Raw genomic sequence first — 20,386 nt, forward strand, 5'->3', positions numbered from 1 at the left:
ACCCATATGGCGCTTGTGGCACCTCGCATGGGTTCCTCCTCATGAATCCGCTGGTTCACCGCAAAGAGGAGCACACGACACATCCCGGCCACTCACCGGTGACCGGAGATCGCCTGGCGCCCTCGCGCTCGCGAGCCTGCGCCCCGTCAGCGCGTGACCCGTTTATCCGAGCTCTACGCGCCTAACTATCTGCCATCCTCCGGGGAACGAACCACAGGTTCGAGGTCTCGGTTCGATCACAGATAGGGGCCAGATCTTTCAAAATCCGGACAAAGGGTTTGGTGCGAGATCGCTGCGAAACGGACTTGTTACACATCTAACGGGAGTCACTGTCCGTATAACGGACGTCCGCGCGACGGAAATTGATTGCGTGTGACCCTCGGGAGGTGCAAGCTGACAGACAGCTCTGTCTCGCGTCGGACTCGACCCTCGTCCTTGAGCGCGATGCCCCGGGTGCTCCCGCGCAGGTTAGTGCCGGCCGGCCCGCCCGGAGTCGGCCCGCGGCAAAATCGAGGGTTTTCCCTACCTCATTCTCTCGGCCTCTTCTCTTCGGCCATACGAAACGGCACCGGACACCACGTGAGCCGTGGTGTCCGGTGCCGTTCCGGTGCTGTTCCGCGTCGGGAGATCAGCCGTGCTTGGCGCGGCTCGCGGCGCGGGCGCGCTCGCGGGCGTCCAGGTTCACCTTGCGGATGCGGACCGCCTCCGGGGTCACCTCGACGCACTCGTCGTCGCGGCAGAACTCCAGCGACTGCTCCAGCGAGAGCTTGCGCGGCGGGACGATCGCCTCGAACGAATCGGCCGAGGCCGACCGCATGTTGGTGAGCTTCTTCTCCTTGGTGATGTTGACGTCCATGTCGTCGGCGCGGGAGTTCTCGCCGACGATCATGCCCTCGTACACCTCGGTGCCGGGGTCGGTGAAGAGCACGCCGCGCTCCTGGAGGTTCGTCATCGCGAACGCGGTGACGGCACCGGAACGGTCGGCGACCAGGGAGCCGTTGTTGCGGGTCGTGAGGGTGCCGAACCAGGGCTCGTGGCCCTCGTGGATGGAGTGGGCGATACCCGTGCCGCGGGTCTGGGTGAGGAACTCCGTCCGGAATCCGATCAGACCGCGGGAGGGCACCACGAACTCCATGCGGACCCAGCCCGAACCGTGGTTGGACATGTTGTCCATGCGGCCCTTGCGTACGCCCATGACCTGCGTGACGGCGCCCATGTGCTCCTCGGGCACGTCGATCGTCATGCGCTCGACGGGCTCGTGCGTCTTGCCGTCGACCTCCTTGGTGACGACCTGCGGCTTGCCGATGGTCAGCTCGAAGCCCTCGCGGCGCATCTGCTCGACCAGGATGGCCAGCGCCAGCTCACCGCGGCCCTGCACCTCCCAGGCGTCGGGGCGCTCGGTGTCCAGGACGCGGAGCGAGACGTTGCCGATCAGCTCGCGGTCCAGGCGGTCCTTGACCTGGCGGGCGGTGACCTTGCGGTCCTTGACGGCCGCCTTGTTGTCCGCGCCCTTGCCGGTGGCGCCGCGGCCGACCAGCGGGGAGGTGTTGGTGCCGATGGTCATGGAGATCGCGGGCTCGTCCACCGTGATCAGCGGCAGCGGGACCGGGTTCTCCTGGTCGGCCAGGGTCTCGCCGATCATGATGTCCGGGATACCGGCGACCGCGCAGATGTCACCCGGGCCGGCCTTCTCGGCGGGCTTGCGGGTGAGCGCCTCGGTCATCATCAGCTCGGAGATCCGCACGTTGGACACGGACCCGTCGCGCTTCATCCAGGCGACCGTCTGGCCCTTCTTCAGCTCGCCCTGGTGGACGCGGAGCAGGGCGATACGGCCGAGGAAGTTGTCCGCGTCCAGGTTGGTCACGTGCGCCTGGAGCGGGGCGTCCTCGTCGTAGACCGGGGCGGGGATGTAGTCGAGGATCGTCGAGAAGAACGGCTCCAGGCTGGTGGAGTCCGAGGGGACCGTGCCGTCGTCGGGCTTGGTGAGGGAGGCGACGCCGTCCCGGCCGCACGCGTAGACGATCGGGAACTCGATCTGCTCCTCGTCGGCGTCCAGGTCGAGGAAGAGGTCGTAGGTCTCGTTGACGACCTCGTCGATCCGGGCGTCCGGACGGTCCGTCTTGTTGATGCACAGGATGATCGGCAGCCGCTGGCTGAGCGCCTTGCGCAGCACGAAGCGGGTCTGCGGCAGCGGACCCTCGGAGGCGTCCACGAGCAGGACGACGCCGTCGACCATCGACAGACCGCGCTCGACCTCACCGCCGAAGTCGGCGTGGCCGGGGGTGTCGATGATGTTGATGGTGATGACGTCCCCCCCGTCCTTCGGGTGGTACTTCACCGCCGTGTTCTTGGCGAGGATCGTGATGCCCTTCTCACGCTCCAGGTCGTTCGAGTCCATCATGCGGTCGTCGACGCCCTCGAGCTGGTGGGCGGCGAAGGCACCGGCCTGCTTCAGCATTCCGTCGACGATGGTGGTCTTGCCGTGGTCGACGTGGGCGACGATGGCTACGTTGCGGATGTCGTGGCGCGTGGCCATATGAGGCGTACTCCCGGAGGGTGTGTGGACGGCCCTCGCGTACGTCCGTGTCACGCGGGCCTGCCGGGCGGTACATGCCACGGCCTCACCCAATGGTACGGGGCCCCGGGGACTGGGGCTTGCCGGGAGGGTGGGGGCGGGCCTCAGGACGAGGGCGTGGCCGAGGGCCGGGAGCCGTTCGCGCCCTTCTTGAGGAAGCCCATGTCCTGGTAGACCGGCGTCTCGAAACCGAAGGCACCCGCGTTGGCGAGGTTCTTGCGGGCCGCGATCAGCTGGGGCCGCTGGTAGAGCGGGATGGAGCCGGCCGCCGCCCAGATCCGCGAGTCGGCCTTGCGCAGCAGGTCCCGGGCCTCCCCCTCGTCCAGGGTGCCCATGGCCCGGTCGAAGAGCTGGTCGACCTGGTCGGTGCCGACCCGGGTGTAGTTCTGCGCGACGTTCAGGGAGCCGTCGGCGGCCGGGACGGGCTTGGCGTAGATGGGGCGGGCGTCGGTGGCGGGGAAGGCGGAGGCGGGCCAGGAGTAGAGCGCCAGGTCGTACTCGCCGGAGGCGATGTGGTCCTTGAAGTAGCTCGCGTCCGGCACCTTGGTGATGTCGGTGCCGACGCCGATCTTCTCCAGCATGTCCGAGACGCGGTCGGCGACGGTGCGCAGCGCGTCGGAGCCGGGTCCCGAGGGGAGCACGAAGCGCAGGGTGAGCGCCTTGCCGTCCTTGGCGACGGGGGCCTCGGCGGCGGCCGGGGCGGCGGTGCCCTTGGGGGCGTAGGCGCCGGGGGCGCCGCCCTGCGCGGTGTTCTTTCCGCTGCCGTCGTCCTTGGCGTCGTCCTCGGTGTCGCTCTCGCCGTCGTTCTTGCCGTCGTCGCCGGAGCGGTTCTTCTCGTCCTCGCCGACGATGTACGTCCCGTCGTCGCCGTCCTCGGACTTCTTGCCGTCGCCGTCCTTGTCGCCCTCGGCGCCTGCCGCCTTCTCGCCCTCCTTGGGCTTCTTCACCGGGCCGCCGGGCACCCATCCCGCGTCCGCGAGCAGGGCCCGGGCCTCCTTGGCGTTCTGCTCGCCGAGCGCGCCGCTGCCGTCGGCGTAGGCGGGCTGGCCGGCCAGCGCGATGTGGCTGCCGACCGGCTCGGCCGGCAGGCCCAGCGGACCCAGGACCGCCTTGGCCAGCTTCCCCCGGTCCAGGGCGCGGGCCACGGCCCGGCGGACGCGCTCGTCGGCGAGGGGGCCGTCGGCGCCGTTGAGGGCGAGCTGGGTGTAGGCGGGCTCCAGGGACTTGCGCACCTCGAAGCCGCTCAGCGCCCGCTGCCTGCGTTCCCGCTCGGCCAGCGCCTCCTCCCGCTCCTCGCGGGCGAGGGTCTCCTCCTCGGCGGCGTCCTCGTCGGAGCCGTTGGCGATGGCCCAGGAGCGCAGCGCCCGCGCGGCCGACCTGCCCTGCGGTCCCGCGGCGGGGCTGCCCTCCGGGCCCATCAGCGGAGTGCCGGTGCCGGCGTCGCGGGGGCCGGCGGCCACGGCGACCTCCTCGGCGGTGTCCGGGTCGATCTCCGCGAGGTCGAGCTCGCCCGCCGCGAGCTGGGAGACCCGCTTCTCGCGGGGGACGGCGCGCAGCACGATCTGCTCCAGCTTGGCCGGCTCGCCCCACCAGCGCGGGTTGCCGGTGAGGACGACCTCGTCCTCCTTGGTGTCGACCTCCTTGACCGCGAAGGGCCCTGCGGTGACCTTGAGCTCCCGCCGCGCGCCGTCGTTGAAGGCGTCGGGGGTGCCCATGACGTCCTTCGGGTACAGCGGCGTGAACAGGGACTTCCAGTCGGCGTAGGGCCGGCTGAAGGTGACCTTGACCTCCAGGTCGTCGCCGCCGCGCTCGATCTTCTCGATGCGGTCGTAGCCGGCGTTGCGGGCGGTCCAGTACGCGCTGTCCTTGCCGGACAGGGCGCGCCACTGGGCGGCGAAGTCGGCGGCGCCGATCTCCCGGCCGTCGCTCCAGACCGCCTGCTGGTTCAGCTTGTACACGACGACCTGTTTGGGCTCGGTGTCGACGACCTCGGCCGACTCCAGGTAGTCGGCGTTGCGGACCGGGCGGCCGTTCTCGTCCATCCGGTACATCGAGGGCAGCACGGCCTGCGCGACGCGGGTCGTGGTCGCGTCGGCGTCGGCCTGGAAGGCGTTCAGGGTCTCCGGCACGGAGTCCGCGGCCCAGCGCAGGGTGCCGCCGTCGGAGATCCGGGCGCGGGCCGCGGCGGCGATGTCCTGCTCGGCGAGCGGCTTGCCCGACGGCTCCTCGGAGGTGCAGCCGGCCAGCGCGGGGACCGCGAGCGCGCCCGCGGTGAGGAAGGCGACCGAGCGCATCACAGCGCGCGGTCCGACGCCGACGTGGGACATCTCTGCTACCTCCGGAAAGCCGCGGGCGTTATGATCGCTTTTGGCGGTATATGGAGTTGATCATTTGTATTTCAGCCGTATGTGGCCACTGAAGGGGAAAGGATTCGGCAACGGAGGGCGACACGTCGGCAACGGCCGGTAACGTCACTCGAGTGGAGCAACACACCCAGAAGTGCATCCACACGCCTCGGCCAATCGGTGCACATCCCTTCCCACCGGCCGGTGTGACGCGCAACACTCGCAGGCGCATGAACGTCGCCATCCAAGGCCGGCCCCTGGCCGCGACCGAAGGAAGTGAGGTCACGTCATGTCCGTGCACGATGAACTGACAAGGATCCAGCACACCCTCGACGACCTGTCCCGCTCGGTGGGCCGCCTGGAACAGCAGGTCGGCAGCGACGGCCTGGAGATCCGCCGCGTCCGCACCGACGCCGAGCACCTGCGCGAGAGCGTCGCGCTGCTGCGGGCGGCCGCCGCCTCGCCGGGCGCGCCGAAGCGGCCCGACCTCGTCACCATCTCCGACGATCCGTACGACCTCTCGCTGTGGACGGACACGGACGACGAGGGACTGGGCGCCCGCGACCGCCACGCCCCCTGAACCCGCCCCGACGACCGGAGTCGCCCAGTGGCCACTGGAACCGAACCTCCAGCCACCGAACCCCATCCCCAAGGCGGCGGCGTCCACACCCCGACGCGCGCCGCCATCCGCGCCCCGCACCTGCGCACCGACCGCTGGTGGCTGGCACCGGCCGCCACCGCCGCGGGCCTGCTGGCCTTCGTCGTCTACTCGACCTGGCGGGCCTTCGCCAACGCGGACTACTACGCGGCCCCGTACGTCTCGCCCTTCTACTCCCCCTGTCTGGCGGAGAACTGCGAGCCGATGCGCGGCGGGCCCAACTGGGAACTGTTCGGCGGCTGGTGGGGCATCTCCCCCGCCATCATCATCCTGATCTTCCCGCTCGGCTTCCGCCTGACCTGCTACTACTACCGCAAGGCCTACTACCGCGGCTTCTGGGCCTCCCCGCCCGCCTGCGCCGTGGCCGAGCCGCACAAGAAGTACACCGGCGAGACCCGCTTCCCGCTCATCCTGCAGAACATCCACCGGTACTTCTTCTACGCGGCGCTGCTGGTCGCCCTGATCCTCACCTACGACACCGTGCTCGCCTTCCGCGACGAGGACTACGCGTGGGGCCACATGGGCCTGGGCACCCTGGTGTTCCTCGCCAACATCGTGCTGATCTGGGCGTACACCCTCTCCTGCCACTCCTGCCGGCACATCGTCGGCGGCAAGCTCAAGCACTTCTCCCGGCACCCCGTGCGCTACCGGATGTGGCAGTGGGTCGGGAAGCTCAACGCCCGGCACATGCAGCTCGCGTGGGCGTCGCTGGTGAGCGTGGGGGTCGCCGACCTCTACGTGTATCTCGTCGCGTCCGGTGCCTTCGACGATCCGCGCTTCTTCTGATGAGTTCCGATGAGTTCCGATGAGTGAGGGCTTCTGATGTCCGTGGTCGACCGGCAGCAATGGGACGTCGTCGTGGTGGGCGCGGGCGGCGCCGGGCTGCGCGCCGCCGTCGAGGCCCGCGAGCGGGGCGCCCGTACGGCCGTGATCTGCAAGTCCCTGTTCGGCAAGGCACACACCGTGATGGCCGAGGGCGGCATCGCGGCCGCCATGGGCAACGTCAACTCCGGGGACAACTGGCAGGTCCACTTCCGCGACACCATGCGCGGCGGCAAGTTCCTCAACCAGTGGCGGATGGCCGAGCTGCACGCCCAGGAGGCGCCGCAGCGGGTGTGGGAGCTGGAGACCTGGGGCGCGCTGTTCGACCGTACCGAGGACGGCCGGATCTCCCAGCGGAACTTCGGCGGCCACGAGTACCCGCGCCTCGCCCACGTCGGCGACCGCACCGGCCTGGAGCTGATCCGCACCCTCCAGCAGAAGATCGTCTCGCTCCAGCAGGAGGACTTCCGCGAGACCGGCGACCACGAGTCCCGGCTCCGGGTCTTCCAGGAGTGCACGGTCACCCGCGTGCTCAAGGACGGCCGCCAGGTCTCCGGCGTCTTCGGCTACGAGCGGGAGACCGGCCGCTTCTTCGTGCTGGAGGCGCCCTCGGTGGTGATCGCCACCGGCGGCATCGGCAAGTCCTTCAAGGTGACGTCGAACTCGTGGGAGTACACCGGGGACGGCCACTCCCTGGCGCTGCTCGCCGGAGCGCCCCTGCTGAACATGGAGTTCGTGCAGTTCCACCCGACGGGCATGGTCTGGCCGCCGTCGGTGAAGGGCATCCTCGTCACCGAGTCGGTGCGCGGCGACGGCGGGGTGCTCAGGAACTCGGACGGCAAGCGGTTCATGTTCGACTACATCCCGGACGTCTTCAAGGAGAAGTACGCCGAGTCCGAGGCGGAGGGCGACCGCTGGTACGACGACCCGGACCACAACCGGCGTCCGCCCGAGCTGCTCCCCCGCGACGAGGTCGCGCGCGCGATCAACGCCGAGGTCAAGGAGGGCCGGGGCTCCCCGCACGGCGGGGTCTTCCTGGACGTGTCGACCCGGATGCCCGCCGACGTGATCAGGCGCCGGCTGCCCTCCATGTACCACCAGTTCAAGGAGCTGGCCGACGTCGACATCACGGCCGAGGCGATGGAGGTCGGGCCCACCTGCCACTACGTGATGGGCGGCATCGCCGTCGACTCCGACACGGCCGCCGCGCGCGGGGTGCCGGGGCTGTACGCGGCCGGTGAGGTGGCCGGCGGCATGCACGGCTCCAACCGGCTCGGCGGCAACTCCCTCTCCGACCTGCTGGTCTTCGGGCGCCGGGCGGGCCGGCACGCAGCCGAGTACGCGGCGGGCAGCGCGTCCGGCACGCGTCCGCGGGTGGACGACCCCCAGATCGACGCCGCCGCGGCCGAGGCGCTGCGGCCGTTCTCCGCCGAGGCGGAGGCGCCCGACGACGGCCCGCCGGAGAACCCGTACACCCTCCACCAGGAACTCCAGCAGACGATGAACGACCTGGTGGGCATCATCCGGCGGGAGCCGGAGATGAAGCAGGCCCTGGAGAAACTGGCCGAGTTGCGGGTACGGGCCCGCCGGGCCGGCGTCGAGGGGCACCGGCAGTTCAACCCGGGCTGGCACCTCGCCCTGGACCTCAGGAACATGCTGCTGGTCAGCGAGTGCGTGGCCCGGGCCGCGCTGGAACGCACCGAGTCCCGCGGCGGGCACACCCGCGAGGACCATCCGTCGATGGACCGCCGGTGGCGCCCGGCCAACCTGCTGTGCTCGCTCGCCGACCCGGCGGGCGGCCTGGGCGCGACGGACCCGGAGCGCGGCCAGATCACCCTGGAACGGCAGACCACCGAGCCGATCCGGCCCGACCTGCTCGCCCTCTTCGAGAAGGAGGAGCTGGTGAAGTACCTCGCCGAGGAGGAGCTGTCCGAATGAGCGGCTACAAGGCCCGCTTCAAGGTGTGGCGCGGTGACGTCGAGGGCGGCGCACTGAAGGACTTCGAGGTCGAGGTGAACGACGGCGAGGTGGTCCTCGACATCATCCACCGCCTCCAGGCCACCCAGGCCCCCGACCTCGCCGTGCGCTGGAACTGCAAGGCGGGCAAGTGCGGTTCGTGCTCCGCGGAGGTCAACGGCCGGCCGCGGCTGCTGTGCATGACCCGGATGTCCACCTTCACCCGCGAGGAGACGATCACCGTCACGCCCCTGCGCGCCTTCCCGGTCGTCCGCGACCTGGTGACGGACGTCGGCTTCAACTACACCAAGGCCCGCGAGATCCCGTCCTTCGTCCCGCCCGCCGACCTCGGGCCGGGCGAGTACCGGATGACGCAGGAGGACGTGGACCGCTCGCAGGAGTTCCGCAAGTGCATCGAGTGCTTCCTGTGCCAGGACACCTGCCATGTCGTGCGTGACCACGAGGAGAACAAGCCGGCCTTCGCGGGCCCGCGCTTCCTCATGCGCGTCGCCGAACTGGACATGCACCCGCTGGACGCGGCCGACGACACCGGCCTGGACCGCGGGCGCACGGCCCAGGACGAGCACGGCCTCGGCTACTGCAACATCACCAAGTGCTGTACGGAGGTCTGCCCCGAGGGCATCAAGATCACGGACAACGCGCTGATCCCCCTCAAGGAACGGGCCGTGGACCGCAAGTACGACCCACTGGTCTGGCTGGGTTCGAAGATCCGGCGCCGGTCCTAGATCACGGGTTCTGGCGGACCCAGCCCTCGCGGTACTCGTCCCAGTTCGTCTCGGTCGCCGCGAAGTCGATGTACGGGGCGACACCGAACAGCTCCCGGTCGCCGTCCGTCCGGGACAGTCCGAGCCGGACGCCGCGGACGGCGGCGGCGACGGTCTCGGCGTGGCCCCAGTGGTCGAAGTTGCTCTCGTAGTAGAAGGGCAGGCCCATCAGCAGGTGGGTGGTGGGCGGCGTGACCTCCAGGGCGAGGGAGGTCTGCTGGGCCACGTAGCCGCCGTAGGTGCCCTCCAGGGGCTGCGCGGTGTCGTACGACATCACGGCGATCTGGTCGACGCGTCGGGCGACCTGGCCGAAGAACTCCTGCGACCACCACTTGGGATGCTTGGTGAAGAGGCCGAAGACCGAGTGCAGGGCGGGGAGCGGGTCGATCTGGTGGGCGGCGACGGAGAGCTGGGCGTCGCGGGCCCGGGTGACGGCGCGTACGTCGTCCAGGAGGGAGAGGTAGTCCCGGTCTCCGGAGTGCAGCGGCTCCAGGTCGAGGTGGACGCCTTCGTAGCCCGCGTCCAGGACCTGGCGGGCCGAGTCGACGACGGCGGCGCGGGTGGCGGCCTTCTCCAGGCGCATGCCGTCGGGGCCCTCGGTGGCGAGGACGTCGCCGAGGAACGCCTGGACGCGGACGCCGGGCAGCTCGCGGTGCACGCCGTCGATCAGCCAGCGGGCCTTGGGGTACAGCGACTTCGGCAGGGTGCCGTCGTGCTCCATCGGGCCGGTGTGGACGTACAGGTCGCGGATGCCGGTGGTCTTGACGCGGCGGGCGAAGGCGGCGAGGTCGGCGTCGTCCTTGCGGCCGTCGACCCAGGCGTGGCCGAGCCAGATCGCGTCGCGGTTCCTGGTGTACGTGCCGTCGGCGGGGTCGCCCATGTAGTTGACGCGGAGGGCTGCCTCGGCGGTGAGGAGGGGGAGGAGCAGGACGAGGAGGACGGCGAGGGTGATGCGGCGGAGCCGTCTTCTTCTTTTTGATTTCCCACCCGCACCGCCCGTGCTGCCTTCGTCGTCGGGTGCGGGTGGCCCCTGTGGGGGCTGATCGCCGTTGGCGGCTGACGGGTCGGTGGGTGTCGGGTCGGTGGGTGTCGGGTCGGTGGGTGTCGGGTCGGTGGTCTGCGGTTCCGTGTGTTCCACGGGGGTCCCCTCCCTGCGGCGCGCGTACGCTCCGGACGTGTGCCTGCGGGGACGAGCCGGACCGGTGTTCCGGTTGCGGTCAGGGGTGCGGTCAGAACAGGCTCAGCAGGGCCTCCGCCGGGTCCGTGAGCTGGGTGTCGCCGCCCGGCAGGGGCAGTTCGAACCACACCGTCTTGCCGCGCGGCGTACGGCGGGAGCCCCAGGCCGCGCTGAGCAGCCCGACCAGTTGCAGGCCCCGGCCGCCCTCGTCGGTGTCGCGGGCGCGGCGCCGGCGGGGCTGGACCAGGCCGGAGTCCCAGACCTCGCAGACCAGGGTGCGGTCGAGCAGCAGGCGGAGCCTGATCTCGCCCTCGCCGTACCGGAGCGCGTTGGTGACGAGTTCGCTGACCAGCAGCTCCGTCGTGTCGACCAGCGGTTCCATGTCCCAGTCGAGCAGCTGGGAGCGGGCCAGCTCGCGGGCCCGGCCGACGCTGCGCGGCTCGCGCGGCAGGGTCCAGTCGCCGACGGACTCCGTGGGCAGGCCCTGGACGCGGGCCATCAGCAGGGCGATGTCGTCCTCGCCGTGGTGGCTGTCGAGGGTGTTGAGGACCTGGTCGCAGACGTCCTCAAGAGGCTGGGTGGGGTCGGTGAGGGCGCCCACGAAGGCCTGGAGTCCCTCGTCGAGGGGATGGTCGCGGCTCTCGACCAGGCCGTCGGTGTAGAGGGCGAGCAGGGCGCCCTCGGGCAGTTCGACCTCCACCTCCTCGAAGGGCTCCCCGCCGACGCCGAGCGGCAGGCCGGGCGGCACGTCCAGCATCAGCGCGGACTCGCCGGGCTCGACCAGGACGGGCGGCAGATGGCCGGCGTTGGCGAAGGTGCAGCGCCGGGTCACCGAGTCGTAGACGGCGTACACGCAGGTCGCCAGGTAGACCTCGGAGAGGTCGGCCTCGCGGGGGCGGCGGGCGGCCCGGGTGGCCTGCTGGACGCCTCCGGGCGCGCCGAGACCGCGCGCGATCTCGTCCAGCTGGGAGAGCACCTCGGCCGGTTCGAGGTCGAGCTGGGCCAGGGTGCGGACGGCGGTGCGGAGTTCGCCCATCGCGACGGCGGCGCGCAGACCGCGGCCCATGACGTCGCCGACGACCAGCGCGGTGCGGTGGCCGGGGAGTTCGATGACGTCGAACCAGTCGCCGCCGACCTCGCTGGCCCGGCCGGTGGCCGCTTCGCCGGGCAGGTAGCGGCAGGCGATGTCGAGTCCGGAGGCCTCGGGGTCGCCGGGCGGGAGGAGCGAGCGTTGCAGTATCAGCGCGCGTTCGTGCTCGCGCCGGTAGAGGCGGGCGTTGTCGATGCAGACGGCGGCGCGCGCGGCCAGCTCCACGGCGAGCTCGCGGTCCCGGTCGCCGAAGGGTTCGCTGCCCTTGGTCCGGGCGAACTGGGCGAGTCCGACGACCGTGTCGTGGGCGACCATCGGCACGGCGAGCGTGGACTGCACGAGGCTGCCGTCCTCGGCGGGGACGGTGCGCGGGCGGCCCGTGCGCAGGGCGTCCGCGCAGGGCGAGTTGAAGGGGTAGTGGTGGACGGCGCCGAGCTGGACGCGCTCGCCGGCACCGTGCAGGGGTGCGTCGGAGACGGCGCTGGAGTAGGCGACGCGGCGCAGCTCCGCGCTGCCGTCGGCGAGGCCGGGCGGGGTCTCGTCGCCGACCAGGAGGCCCTGGTAGAGGTCGACGGTGGCGAGGTCGCAGAAGCCGGGGACGACGACGTCGAGGAGTTCGCGGGCGGTGGTCTCCAGGTCGAGGGAGTTGCCGATGCGGGCACCGGCCTCGTTGAGCAGGGCGAGGTTGCGGCGGGCGGCGGCGGCCTCGCGGGCGGCGGCGCGGCGGGCGGTGATGTCGGTTCCCAGCCAGGCGACGCCGATGGGGCGGCCCGAACCGCTGTGTACGCGGTAGAGGTTGACCGACCAGTGGCGGCGTTCCTCCGAGCCCGGCACGAATCCCGTGACGTGCATGTCCGTGATGGAGTCGCCGCTCTCCAGCACCCGGCGCAGGGTCGCGGAGACCCGGTCGGCCTCGGCGCGCGACAGGTAGTCGTGGACGCCCTTGCCGCGGTGGTCGTCGGGCGTGCCGCCGAAGGTGGAGGCGAACCGCTGGTTGGCGCGGCGCACCCGGAGGTCGGGGTCGATCAGCAGGAAGCCGAACGGAGACTGGCCGAATATGGCCTGTGAGGCGGCGAGATCGGTCTCGATGCTGCGCAGGACGCGCACGTCTACGACGATGCAGACGGCGGCCTTCTCGCCGTCCTCCGTCCGCGTCGGCATGACGTACACCTCGGCGAGGCCGCGTGTTCCGCGTCCGGTCCCGGTCCCGGAGCCGCTGCCGGCGTCCGGCGCGCGGAAGGGGACCACGCCGGTCCACTCCCGGCCGTCGAGGATCTCGGCCATCTTGCGCTGGCCGCGCTCCCGCAGGTCGGGGTCGATGAAGGCGTCGATGGGGTCGGTGCCGACGGCGTGTTCGGCGGGGATGCCGAGCAGTTGCTCCGCGCGCAGGCTCCACTGGTCGACGAGCCCGTCGGGGCCGATGGAGAAGGACGCGACCTTGATGTAGTCGTAGATGGAGCCGGGCGGGCTGCTCTGCCACACCGCGTCACCGAGTGGCGCGTCTGCCGACGGGCCCTCTGACTCCGTGGGCCTCGCTGGTATCTCGCTCACGCGAACCGTCCCCTCCAGCTCACCGCGTCCGGCACCGGTCACCAAAGGCGGCTGCCCGCAGTATCCAGCACTACGGCGCCGCACAACACGGTGTTCACGATCACAGCACGGTCCCGATGGTTTTCGGTCCGGACCGCGCCAACACTTCCAGTCTTCTAACCAGCGGACACGGCATCGAATCACGCTGTTCCACAACTGCCACTGGCCTGAACCAGTTGTGGCCGTTCTGTCATCCCGGGAGTGTGAGTTCGAACCACACCGTCTTGCCCGCGTCCCCGGCCCGGGTGCCCCAGCGGTGCACGGAGGATGCCACCATCTGGAGACCGCGGCCGTCCTCGTCCTCGGGACTGGCGACGCGCTCGCGCGGCGGGTCGGGCAGCGGGTCGGAGACCTCCACCAGGAGGATCCCGGGCGGTGCGGCGGGGCGGCGGAGCAGGCGGACGCCTATGGGGCCGGTGGCGTGCCGCAGGGCGTTGGTCACCAGTTCGCTGACCAGCAGGATGGCGATGTCGCCGACACTGTCGAGGCCCCACTCGCGCAGGGCGCCGCGGACCTGCCAGCGGGCGGTCCGCACGGCGTCCGGCGCCGCGGGAAAGACCCACTCTGCACGGCCGCCCTCGCTGTCGATCACGCCGCTCACTTCCTGGCCGGCGATCCCCCACCCATGTCCGCTTTCATGGGGTTAATGGGCACATACCCTGGATTCGGGGTCGGTACCGCTCGGGAGGGCGCACTGTGTCACGAGCGGCGTGCGGGGCGCCCAGGGCGGCCCGTTCACGCACCCCGCGCGTCGGTCGCGCCCAGCCCCAGGTGCGCGAGCGCCCGCTCGACGGCCGGCACGTCCTGGTCGAGCCAGGGCACGTCCCAGATGCGGGCGGGGGTCAGCCAGCGCAGGGCGTCGTGGTCCTCGAGGGGTTCGGGGTCGGGGGAACCGGGGAGGAGCCGTGCGGTCCACACGTGCAGGACGAAGGGTGATCTCAGGGGCCACTGACCCGGGACGCGCTCCCCGGCTTCGACCGCCACTCCCAGTTCCTCGCGCAGTTCCCGCACGAGGGCGGCCTCGGGCGTCTCGCCCGCCTCGACCTTGCCGCCGGGCAGTTCCCAGCGTCCGGCCAGTTCGGCCGGCGCGCTGCGGCGCGCGGCCAGCAGACGTCCGCCGTCGACCAGGGCGGCGCCCACCACGATCCGTTCCGTCATGCGCCGGAGCCTACGGGCTGCCGGCCGGGCTCGTCGGCCCCGGTCAGTCCACCGCGCCCTTCCCGTTCGCACTGAGCCGCTCGACCCAGTAGAGCTGCTGGTGGCCGCGGCCGTCGAGGGTGTCCGCGATCTTCTGGGCCTCGGCCCGGGTCGCGTACCTGCCCACGCGGTAGCGATTGCCGTTGTCGTCCTGCCGGAAGACCAGCCAGGGAAGAGTGACCGTGCTGTCGTTCATCGCGCCCCTCCACTTCCCGCCCACGGCTCGCGCCGCGCCCCGCCCGCCAAGGAAACCCCGATCCGCATATGCCCGAGCCTACGCCCAACCTTCACGGAGCGAATACGGCTTTGCACAAAGAGGTACGCAACCAGCCAGAACGCAGGGGGCGCACGATGCGGAACGCGCCGTCTCCGCGCACCGATGCGTCCGGTCGGAGGCATGCCGAGGCCGACGGAGGCCACCTGCGGGAACGACCGGATTGACCGGATTCATACGCCCCGCGAGGGGCGGGACTGGACGGCCGTGCGGGCCGACGGGCACGGGACAGGGGCGCGGGAGGCGCACGGGAGGCGTGCGCCATCTCACACACCTGGAGGGCGCCCCAACTCGCCGGGCGGCGCAGCTGGTTGATGGGCGGGGGGCGCCGCCGGGGTGACGGGCGGGAGCCGCTGGCGGGTGATGGGCGGGGGCGCCGCCAGATGAGGGCCGAGACCGCGACCGGCAGGCGGACGGGCCGCCATCGGGTGGTGGGCGGGGGGGGACGCCATCAGGTGATGGGTGGGGGCGCCGCCGGATGACGGGCGGGGGCCGCGACCGGCAGGCGGACGGGCGGCGACGCCGACAGACTGACAGGGGCGCCATCGAGTGACGGCCGAGGCCCGTGACCGGCAGACGACCGGGGCGCCGCCGGCAGACGGACCGGGGCGCCATCGAGTGACGGCCGAGGGTCGCCGCCGGATGACGGGCGAGGCCCGTGACCGGCAGACGGACGGGGGCACCGCCGACAGACGGCAGGGGACGCCATCGGGTGACGGGTTAGGGCCGCGACCGCCAGACGGGCGGGCAGCGGCGCCTGCCGGCGGAAGAGGGCGCTACCTCACCGGCAGGTGGTAGGCGACCCGGTATCGGTCGGCGGGGACGACCACCTCTGCCGTTTCCACCGCGCGGCCCGAGGCGTAGAACGTGCGCTGGACGACCAGGACCACATGTCCGGGGACGCCGCCGAGGGCGAGCAACTCCTCGGCGAGGCCGGGGCGGGCGCCGACCTCCTCGGTGACGTTGTCGACGACGACATCGATCGCGGCCATCCGCTCGACGACGCCCATGCCGCCGAGCGGCCCCTCCTCGGGCAGCATCACGGGCGTGCGGCCGGTGAGGTCGAGCGGCTCCCAGGAGGTGGAGAGCATCATGGCCTCGCCTGCCTCCCGGAAGACGTACCGCGTGCACATCACGCGGTCGCCGGGCTTGATGGCGAGCCGCTCGGCCACGGCGACGCTCGCCTCGGCCTGTTCGCTGCGCGACTCCCACGTGCCGTGCGCGTCGCCGTCGGCCTGCTCCTGCCGGAAGGGGGTGGCGCCGCCCGCCGGCCGGTACCCGGAACGGGCGACACGGCGGGGCACGGGCCGCTCGCGCACGTACGTCCCGGAGCCGGAGCGGCCCTCGACCAGCCCCTCGGCCATCAGCACCTTGCGCGCCTCCAGGGCGACGGTGTCCGAGACGCCGTACTCCTCGCGGATCCGCGCCTGCGACGGCAGGCGGGTATGGGGCGGCAGCAGGCCGTCGGCGATCTTCTTGCGGAGATCACCCGCGACACGCAGATACGCCGGCTGCTCACCGAATGTCACTGGCCGCTCCCATCAGGTTGTACAGACAGCAACAGCGTGGCAACCGTAGGTTGTACCAAGCAAGCAAAGGCCAGAGAATCACTCGATGTGATGACTTGTGGCGCCCGGGGGCTTTACGCAGGCACTTTCTCCCCGTTATAGGAGCGGTCACACCTCCAGACCGGAGTCACCCCCGCCGCCGTCGCCACCGCTCCCGTACTCCGGCGGAGTGGTGGCCAGCCCCAGAGCCTTGCGGGCGGTGACCGTGGTGTCGGCGACGACGAGGTCGTAGCCCTTGCCGTAGTGCTCGTAGTACGCGTCGACGTCGGGGGCCTTCGCGGCCAGCGCCCACTCCTTCTGCGCCGCCTTCAGGTCCTCGATCAGCTCGGCGACCGGACGGTCGGCGCCGGCGGGCCAGTCGTGCCGGTCGAGCATCGCGATCTCACCCCTGAGCGCCTCCGACACCTGCCCCGCCCAGACCCGGTAGCCCGCGAAGTCGTCCTCGACGGTCTCCGCCTCGGGCACGTCGTCCATCGCCCGGTTGAGGTACCCCTCCGCCAGCAGGTACGTGTGCTGGTCCGAGTCGAGTCCGGCGCCGTCGTTGCGGAGCGAACCGGTCAGCGTGGCCCGCTCGTCCGTGTTCCCGAACAGGCAGGTGATCTCCCGGTCGCCGGTCCGCCAGCTCTCGGAGGTCGGGGTCAGGTAGTACACGTCGACGTCGGCCGGCAGCGCCCACCGGTCCATCGCGTAGGCGTCCTGGAGGGCGTAGCACTGGTCGTCCGCGGCCCGCGTGATCTTCGCGTCGCCGGGGAAGGAGCCGCCCGGCAGCTCGAAGGTGGCGAACACCTCGCCGTCGTGCTCCTCGTCGCAGGGCACCTCGTCGACGTCGTACGTCACGCCCTGGAGGGAGCCGCTGGGGGTGGTGAAGCACTGGCCCTTCTCCAGCCCGTATGCCGTGCCCTCGCCGCGCGCGGCGTCCCGGAAGCCGTCCCAGAAGTCGGCGGCGCCACCCGTGGAGAGCGAGACGGCCCACAGGACCAGCCCCACGGAGGACAGCACGGAACCGGCCACGGCGAACCCCTTGCCGCGCTCGCCCCGCTTCCTGATCTGCGCCAGCGCGACCAGGCCCAGCACGAGCCCGACCGCCGGCACGAAGCACAGGACACCGAGCACGAAGGCGGCGATCGCGAGCCCGTTGACCGACGGCCGCGCGGGGTACGCCCCGTAGGGGCCGTAGGGGTTCCCGGGATGCCCCGGATGCCCCCAGGCACCCGGATACGGCTGCGGGGGCGCCGGGTACGGCCCGGGCGGCGGCTGCTGTCCCGGCGGGTACGGCCCCTGGGAATGGGGCCCTTGGGGCCCGGGCGGCGGCGGTATGGACACGTGTACCGTGCTCCTGTTTCGGACGGTGACGCGAAGGCGCCGCGGAACTGCGGCCGGGCCCCACGCGGTGGCCGGCCGATCACTCAGCGCATGGTAAGCGACCGCCGCTTCGGCCTCCGCGCCGCGCTCCGGCATTCGCGCCTCGTCCCCGCGGCGGGCCGGGTCGCCGACCCGAAGCCCCGCCGCGAGGACGAGTTCGTTCACTGAGCTGCCGTCAGAGCACCGTCAGAACTCCGTCAGAACTGCAGGGCCCAGGCGTCGATCCGCCCGGTGTCCCACGACGCGTTGTCGCTGACGCGGAGCTTCCACGTGCCGTTCGCGGTCTCCGAGGAGGCGTTCACGGTGTACGTGGTGTTGATGTCGTTGGCGCTGCCGCCGGTGCCGTACGACTTCAGGGTGTACGCCGTGCCGTCCGGGGCGACCAGCTGGACCTGGAGGTCACCGATGTAGGTGTGGACGATGTTCACCTCGACCGCGAGGGCCGACGGCGCGTTGCCCGAGACGCCGGAGACGGTCACCGGGGACTCGGCGGTGGCGTTGTCCCGGATGGTGTAGTCGCCGGTGTTCTCGAAGCGGTCCCCGGTCGGCGGGGGCGTGTCGCCGTCGCCGACGTACAGCAGGCGGTTGGGCGAGCCGCTGCCGGGGTTCGAGACCACGCCGGTGGTGGCGGCGGACGTCAGCGCGGTCGCGACCTGCGCGGGCGTGGCCGAGGGATGGTCGGCGAGGTGGAGCGCGGCGGCGCCGGCGACGTGCGGGCTGGCCATGGACGTACCGGAGATGGTGTTGGTGGCCGAGTCGCCGCTGTTCCAGGCGGAGGTGATGGACGAGCCCGGCGCGAACAGGTCGAGGACCGAGCCGTAGTTGGAGTAGCTTGCGCGGGCGTCGCTCGACGTGGTGGCGCCGACCGTGATCGCCTCGGTCACCCGGGCCGGGGACTTGGTGGAGGCGTTGGTGGACTCGTTGCCGGCCGCGACGACGAAGGTGACGCCGGACGCGATGGCATTGCGCACGGCCGTGTCGAGGGCGCTGTCGGCGCCGCCGCCGAGGGACATGTTGGCGACGGCGGGCTTGACCGCGTTGCGGGCGACCCAGTCGATCCCGGCGACGACCTGGGCGGTGGTGCCGGACCCCGAGTTGTCGAGCACGCGGACGCCGACGATCTTGGCCTGCTTGGCCACGCCGTAGGCGCTGCCCGCGACGGTGCCGGCGACGTGGGTGCCGTGGCCGTGGCCGTCCTGGGCGGTGTTGTCGTTGTCGATGGCGTCGTAGCCGTAGGAGGCGCGGCCGCCGAAGTCGTTGTGGGTGATGCGGACGCCGGTGTCGACGACGTACGCCGTCACGCCCTGTCCGGCGCTGTCCGGGTAGGTGTAGGAGCTGTCCAGGGGGCGGTTGCGCTGGTCGATGCGGTCCAGGCCCCAGGACGGCGGGTTGGGCTGGGTGCCGGTGACGTGGAAGGTGCGGTTCTGGACGACGGAGGCGACGGCCGGGTCGGCGGCGAACCGTTTCGCCTCGGTCTCGGAGGCCTCGACCGCGTAGCCGTTCAGGGCCTTGGTGTAGGTGCGCTCGATGTCGGCGCCGTACTTCTTCGCCAGCGCGCGGCCCTCCGCGGAGCCGGACTTCGCCTCGTCCGCCTTCAGGGTCACGATGTAGCTGCCGGCGACCGCGTTCGCCGCGTCCGCGTACTGGACGGTGCCCTCCGCCGCGGTGGCGGGGAGCGCGGAGACGAGGCTCGCGGCGAGGGCCGCGGTGGCCACGGCGCCGACGGCGGACAGTCTTCGTCGGTTGGTGCGAGGGGGGTTGTGACGCAGCACTGCCATGTGAGGGGTCCTCCTCAGTCGGTGGTGCGTGGTGGGGTTCGTGCACGCCGAGCAGACCGCCCCCCGCGGCCATTGGGTCATGACCATGTCAAAGTGGGGCGGTTTTGGTGCGTCAGCCGAAAGATTGAGGCTTCCAGAGGAATTGCACAAGGGTCCTGCACGGATGTGCGGACCCCTGTGTCGTTTGAGCACCCGACTCGCCGACCGAGTCGACCGGCGCTCAGTCGTCGCTCAGTCGGCTTTGAGTCGGCTCTCAGTCGGCTCTCAGTCGTCGAACGCCGTGGCCCGGGTCTGCTTCTCCCACGCTTCGACGTCCCCCCGCACCTGGTCGAGATGGCCGAGGACCGCGCCGACCCCGTCGTCGCCGAGCGGCAGGCGCAGCGGGGTGTGCTCGGCCGCCAGGGCGGCGCGGATGACGGCCGCCGCCTTGGCGGGGTCACCGGGCTGGCTGCCGTCGCCGCCGGCCACCATCCCGCGGGTCTCGCCGACCTTTGCGTACACACCGCTGTCCGCGCTGGTCCCGGCGTTGCCGGCCGCGAACAGGCTGGTCCGGAAGGCGCCCGGCTCGACGATCAGCACCTTGATCCCGAACTCCCGGACCTCGTCCGCGAGCCCCTCGGACATCCCCTCCAAGGCGAACTTCGTGCCGCTGTACGCCGAGAAGCCCGCGACCGACATCTGCCCGCCCATGCTGCTCATCTGCACGATCGCGCCCGAGCGCCGCTCCCGCATGTGCGGCAGCACGGCCCGGGTCAGCGCGGCCGGCCCGAAGACGTGCACGTCGAACAGTGCCCGCAGCTCCTCCTCGCCGGTCTCCTCGAAGGCACCGACGTGGGTCCGGCCCGCGTTGTTGACGAGGACGTCGATCCGTCCGTGCCGCGCCACCACGTCCCGCACGGCGTCCCCGGCGGCGGCCGTGTCGGCGACGTCCAGGCGCAGCGCCTCCATCTGGTCCGGGTGCGCGGCCACGAGGTCGTCGAGCGCCTCGGGGCGCCGTGCCGCGCCGACCACCACGTCGCCGTCGGCCAGCGCCGCCTCGGCGATCGCCCGCCCGAAGCCGCTGCTCGCCCCGGTCACCAGCCACACCTTGTTCATGCCGACTCCCTCGTCACTCGTACGTCACTCGTGTCCGTCGCGTCCCCGCAACCACCGACCACCCTGCCGGGAAACCCGGTTGCCCGTCCAAGACCCACGCTGATAGCCAACGGG

At 71.5% G+C, this 20,386-nt stretch carries 15 protein-coding genes; 4 read left to right on the forward strand and 11 right to left on the reverse strand.

All coding sequences use genetic code 11. From position 1 onward, the window contains the following. Positions 1-628: 628 nt before the first annotated feature. Together typA and ACFC1X_RS34770 are read right to left on the reverse strand one after the other, a co-directional pair. Positions 629-2,536, reverse strand: coding sequence for a translational GTPase TypA (gene typA, locus ACFC1X_RS34765; protein ID WP_376361823.1), 1,908 nt, complete (start codon positions 2,534-2,536; stop codon positions 629-631). Positions 2,537-2,679: 143 nt separating this feature from the next. Continuing rightward, positions 2,680-4,902, reverse strand: a complete 2,223-nt coding sequence (locus ACFC1X_RS34770; protein ID WP_376361826.1) for an ABC transporter family substrate-binding protein — start codon at positions 4,900-4,902, stop codon at positions 2,680-2,682. A 307-nt stretch (positions 4,903-5,209) separates the two neighbouring features. Here ACFC1X_RS34770 and ACFC1X_RS34775 point away from each other — a divergent pair, with 307 nt between their 5' ends. Genes ACFC1X_RS34775 through ACFC1X_RS34790 form a run of 4 tightly spaced genes read left to right on the forward strand, consistent with a single transcriptional unit; the run spans position 5,210 to position 9,102 of the window. Next, positions 5,210-5,500, forward strand: coding sequence for a hypothetical protein (locus ACFC1X_RS34775; protein ID WP_376361829.1), 291 nt, complete (start codon positions 5,210-5,212; stop codon positions 5,498-5,500). A gap of 27 nt (positions 5,501-5,527) precedes the next feature. Further along, positions 5,528-6,364 carry a hypothetical protein gene (locus ACFC1X_RS34780; RefSeq protein WP_376361832.1) on the forward strand — a complete coding sequence of 279 codons (837 nt, stop codon included), beginning with the start codon at positions 5,528-5,530 and terminating at the stop codon, positions 6,362-6,364. Between the two features lie 36 nt (positions 6,365-6,400). After that, entirely contained in the window at positions 6,401-8,338 is a 1,938-nt protein-coding gene (locus ACFC1X_RS34785) for a fumarate reductase/succinate dehydrogenase flavoprotein subunit (RefSeq protein WP_376361835.1), read from the forward strand. After that, complete coding sequence (locus ACFC1X_RS34790) at positions 8,335-9,102, forward strand: succinate dehydrogenase/fumarate reductase iron-sulfur subunit (protein WP_376361837.1); 768 nt, start codon at positions 8,335-8,337, stop codon at positions 9,100-9,102. The genes ACFC1X_RS34785 and ACFC1X_RS34790 overlap by 4 nt, the downstream gene beginning before the upstream one ends. A 1-nt stretch (position 9,103) precedes the next feature. On the opposite strand, the gene ACFC1X_RS34795 is transcribed toward ACFC1X_RS34790, so the two are convergent. The 9 genes from ACFC1X_RS34795 to ACFC1X_RS34835 form a co-directional block, all read right to left on the reverse strand. Continuing rightward, positions 9,104-10,279, reverse strand: a complete 1,176-nt coding sequence (locus tag ACFC1X_RS34795; RefSeq protein ID WP_376361840.1) for a glycoside hydrolase family 18 protein — start codon at positions 10,277-10,279, stop codon at positions 9,104-9,106. Between the two features lie 91 nt (positions 10,280-10,370). Then, positions 10,371-12,959 carry a SpoIIE family protein phosphatase gene (locus ACFC1X_RS34800; RefSeq protein ID WP_376361842.1) on the reverse strand — a complete coding sequence of 863 codons (2,589 nt, stop codon included), beginning with the start codon at positions 12,957-12,959 and terminating at the stop codon, positions 10,371-10,373. Positions 12,960-13,188: 229 nt separating this feature from the next. Next, positions 13,189-13,599: an ATP-binding protein gene (locus ACFC1X_RS34805; protein ID WP_376361845.1), complete on the reverse strand. Its 411-nt coding sequence runs from the start codon at positions 13,597-13,599 to the stop codon at positions 13,189-13,191. Between the two features lie 134 nt (positions 13,600-13,733). Further along, positions 13,734-14,156 carry a (deoxy)nucleoside triphosphate pyrophosphohydrolase gene (locus ACFC1X_RS34810; RefSeq protein ID WP_376361848.1) on the reverse strand — a complete coding sequence of 141 codons (423 nt, stop codon included), beginning with the start codon at positions 14,154-14,156 and terminating at the stop codon, positions 13,734-13,736. A 43-nt stretch (positions 14,157-14,199) separates the two neighbouring features. Continuing rightward, positions 14,200-14,415 (reverse strand): hypothetical protein, encoded by a 216-nt coding sequence (locus ACFC1X_RS34815; protein WP_376361850.1) that lies wholly within the window; start codon positions 14,413-14,415, stop codon positions 14,200-14,202. An 830-nt stretch (positions 14,416-15,245) separates the two neighbouring features. Then, positions 15,246-15,998 (reverse strand): GntR family transcriptional regulator, encoded by a 753-nt coding sequence (locus tag ACFC1X_RS34820; RefSeq protein WP_064729647.1) that lies wholly within the window; start codon positions 15,996-15,998, stop codon positions 15,246-15,248. Between the two features lie 147 nt (positions 15,999-16,145). Further along, complete coding sequence (locus ACFC1X_RS34825; protein WP_376361853.1) at positions 16,146-17,360, reverse strand: DUF4190 domain-containing protein; 1,215 nt, start codon at positions 17,358-17,360, stop codon at positions 16,146-16,148. Positions 17,361-17,596: 236 nt separating this feature from the next. Then, the gene (locus ACFC1X_RS34830; protein ID WP_376361855.1) at positions 17,597-19,177 is read right to left on the reverse strand and encodes a S8 family serine peptidase; all 1,581 of its coding nucleotides are present in this window, start codon (positions 19,175-19,177) and stop codon (positions 17,597-17,599) included. Between the two features lie 264 nt (positions 19,178-19,441). Next, a complete protein-coding gene (locus tag ACFC1X_RS34835; RefSeq protein WP_376361858.1) occupies positions 19,442-20,272 on the reverse strand; it encodes an oxidoreductase in 831 nt (276 codons plus the stop codon). Between the last annotated feature and the right edge of the window lie 114 nt (positions 20,273-20,386).

Origin of the sequence: Streptomyces sp. NPDC056128, from assembly GCF_042263835.1 — a bacterium.
Taxonomy (GTDB): Bacteria; Actinomycetota; Actinomycetes; order Streptomycetales; family Streptomycetaceae; genus Streptomyces.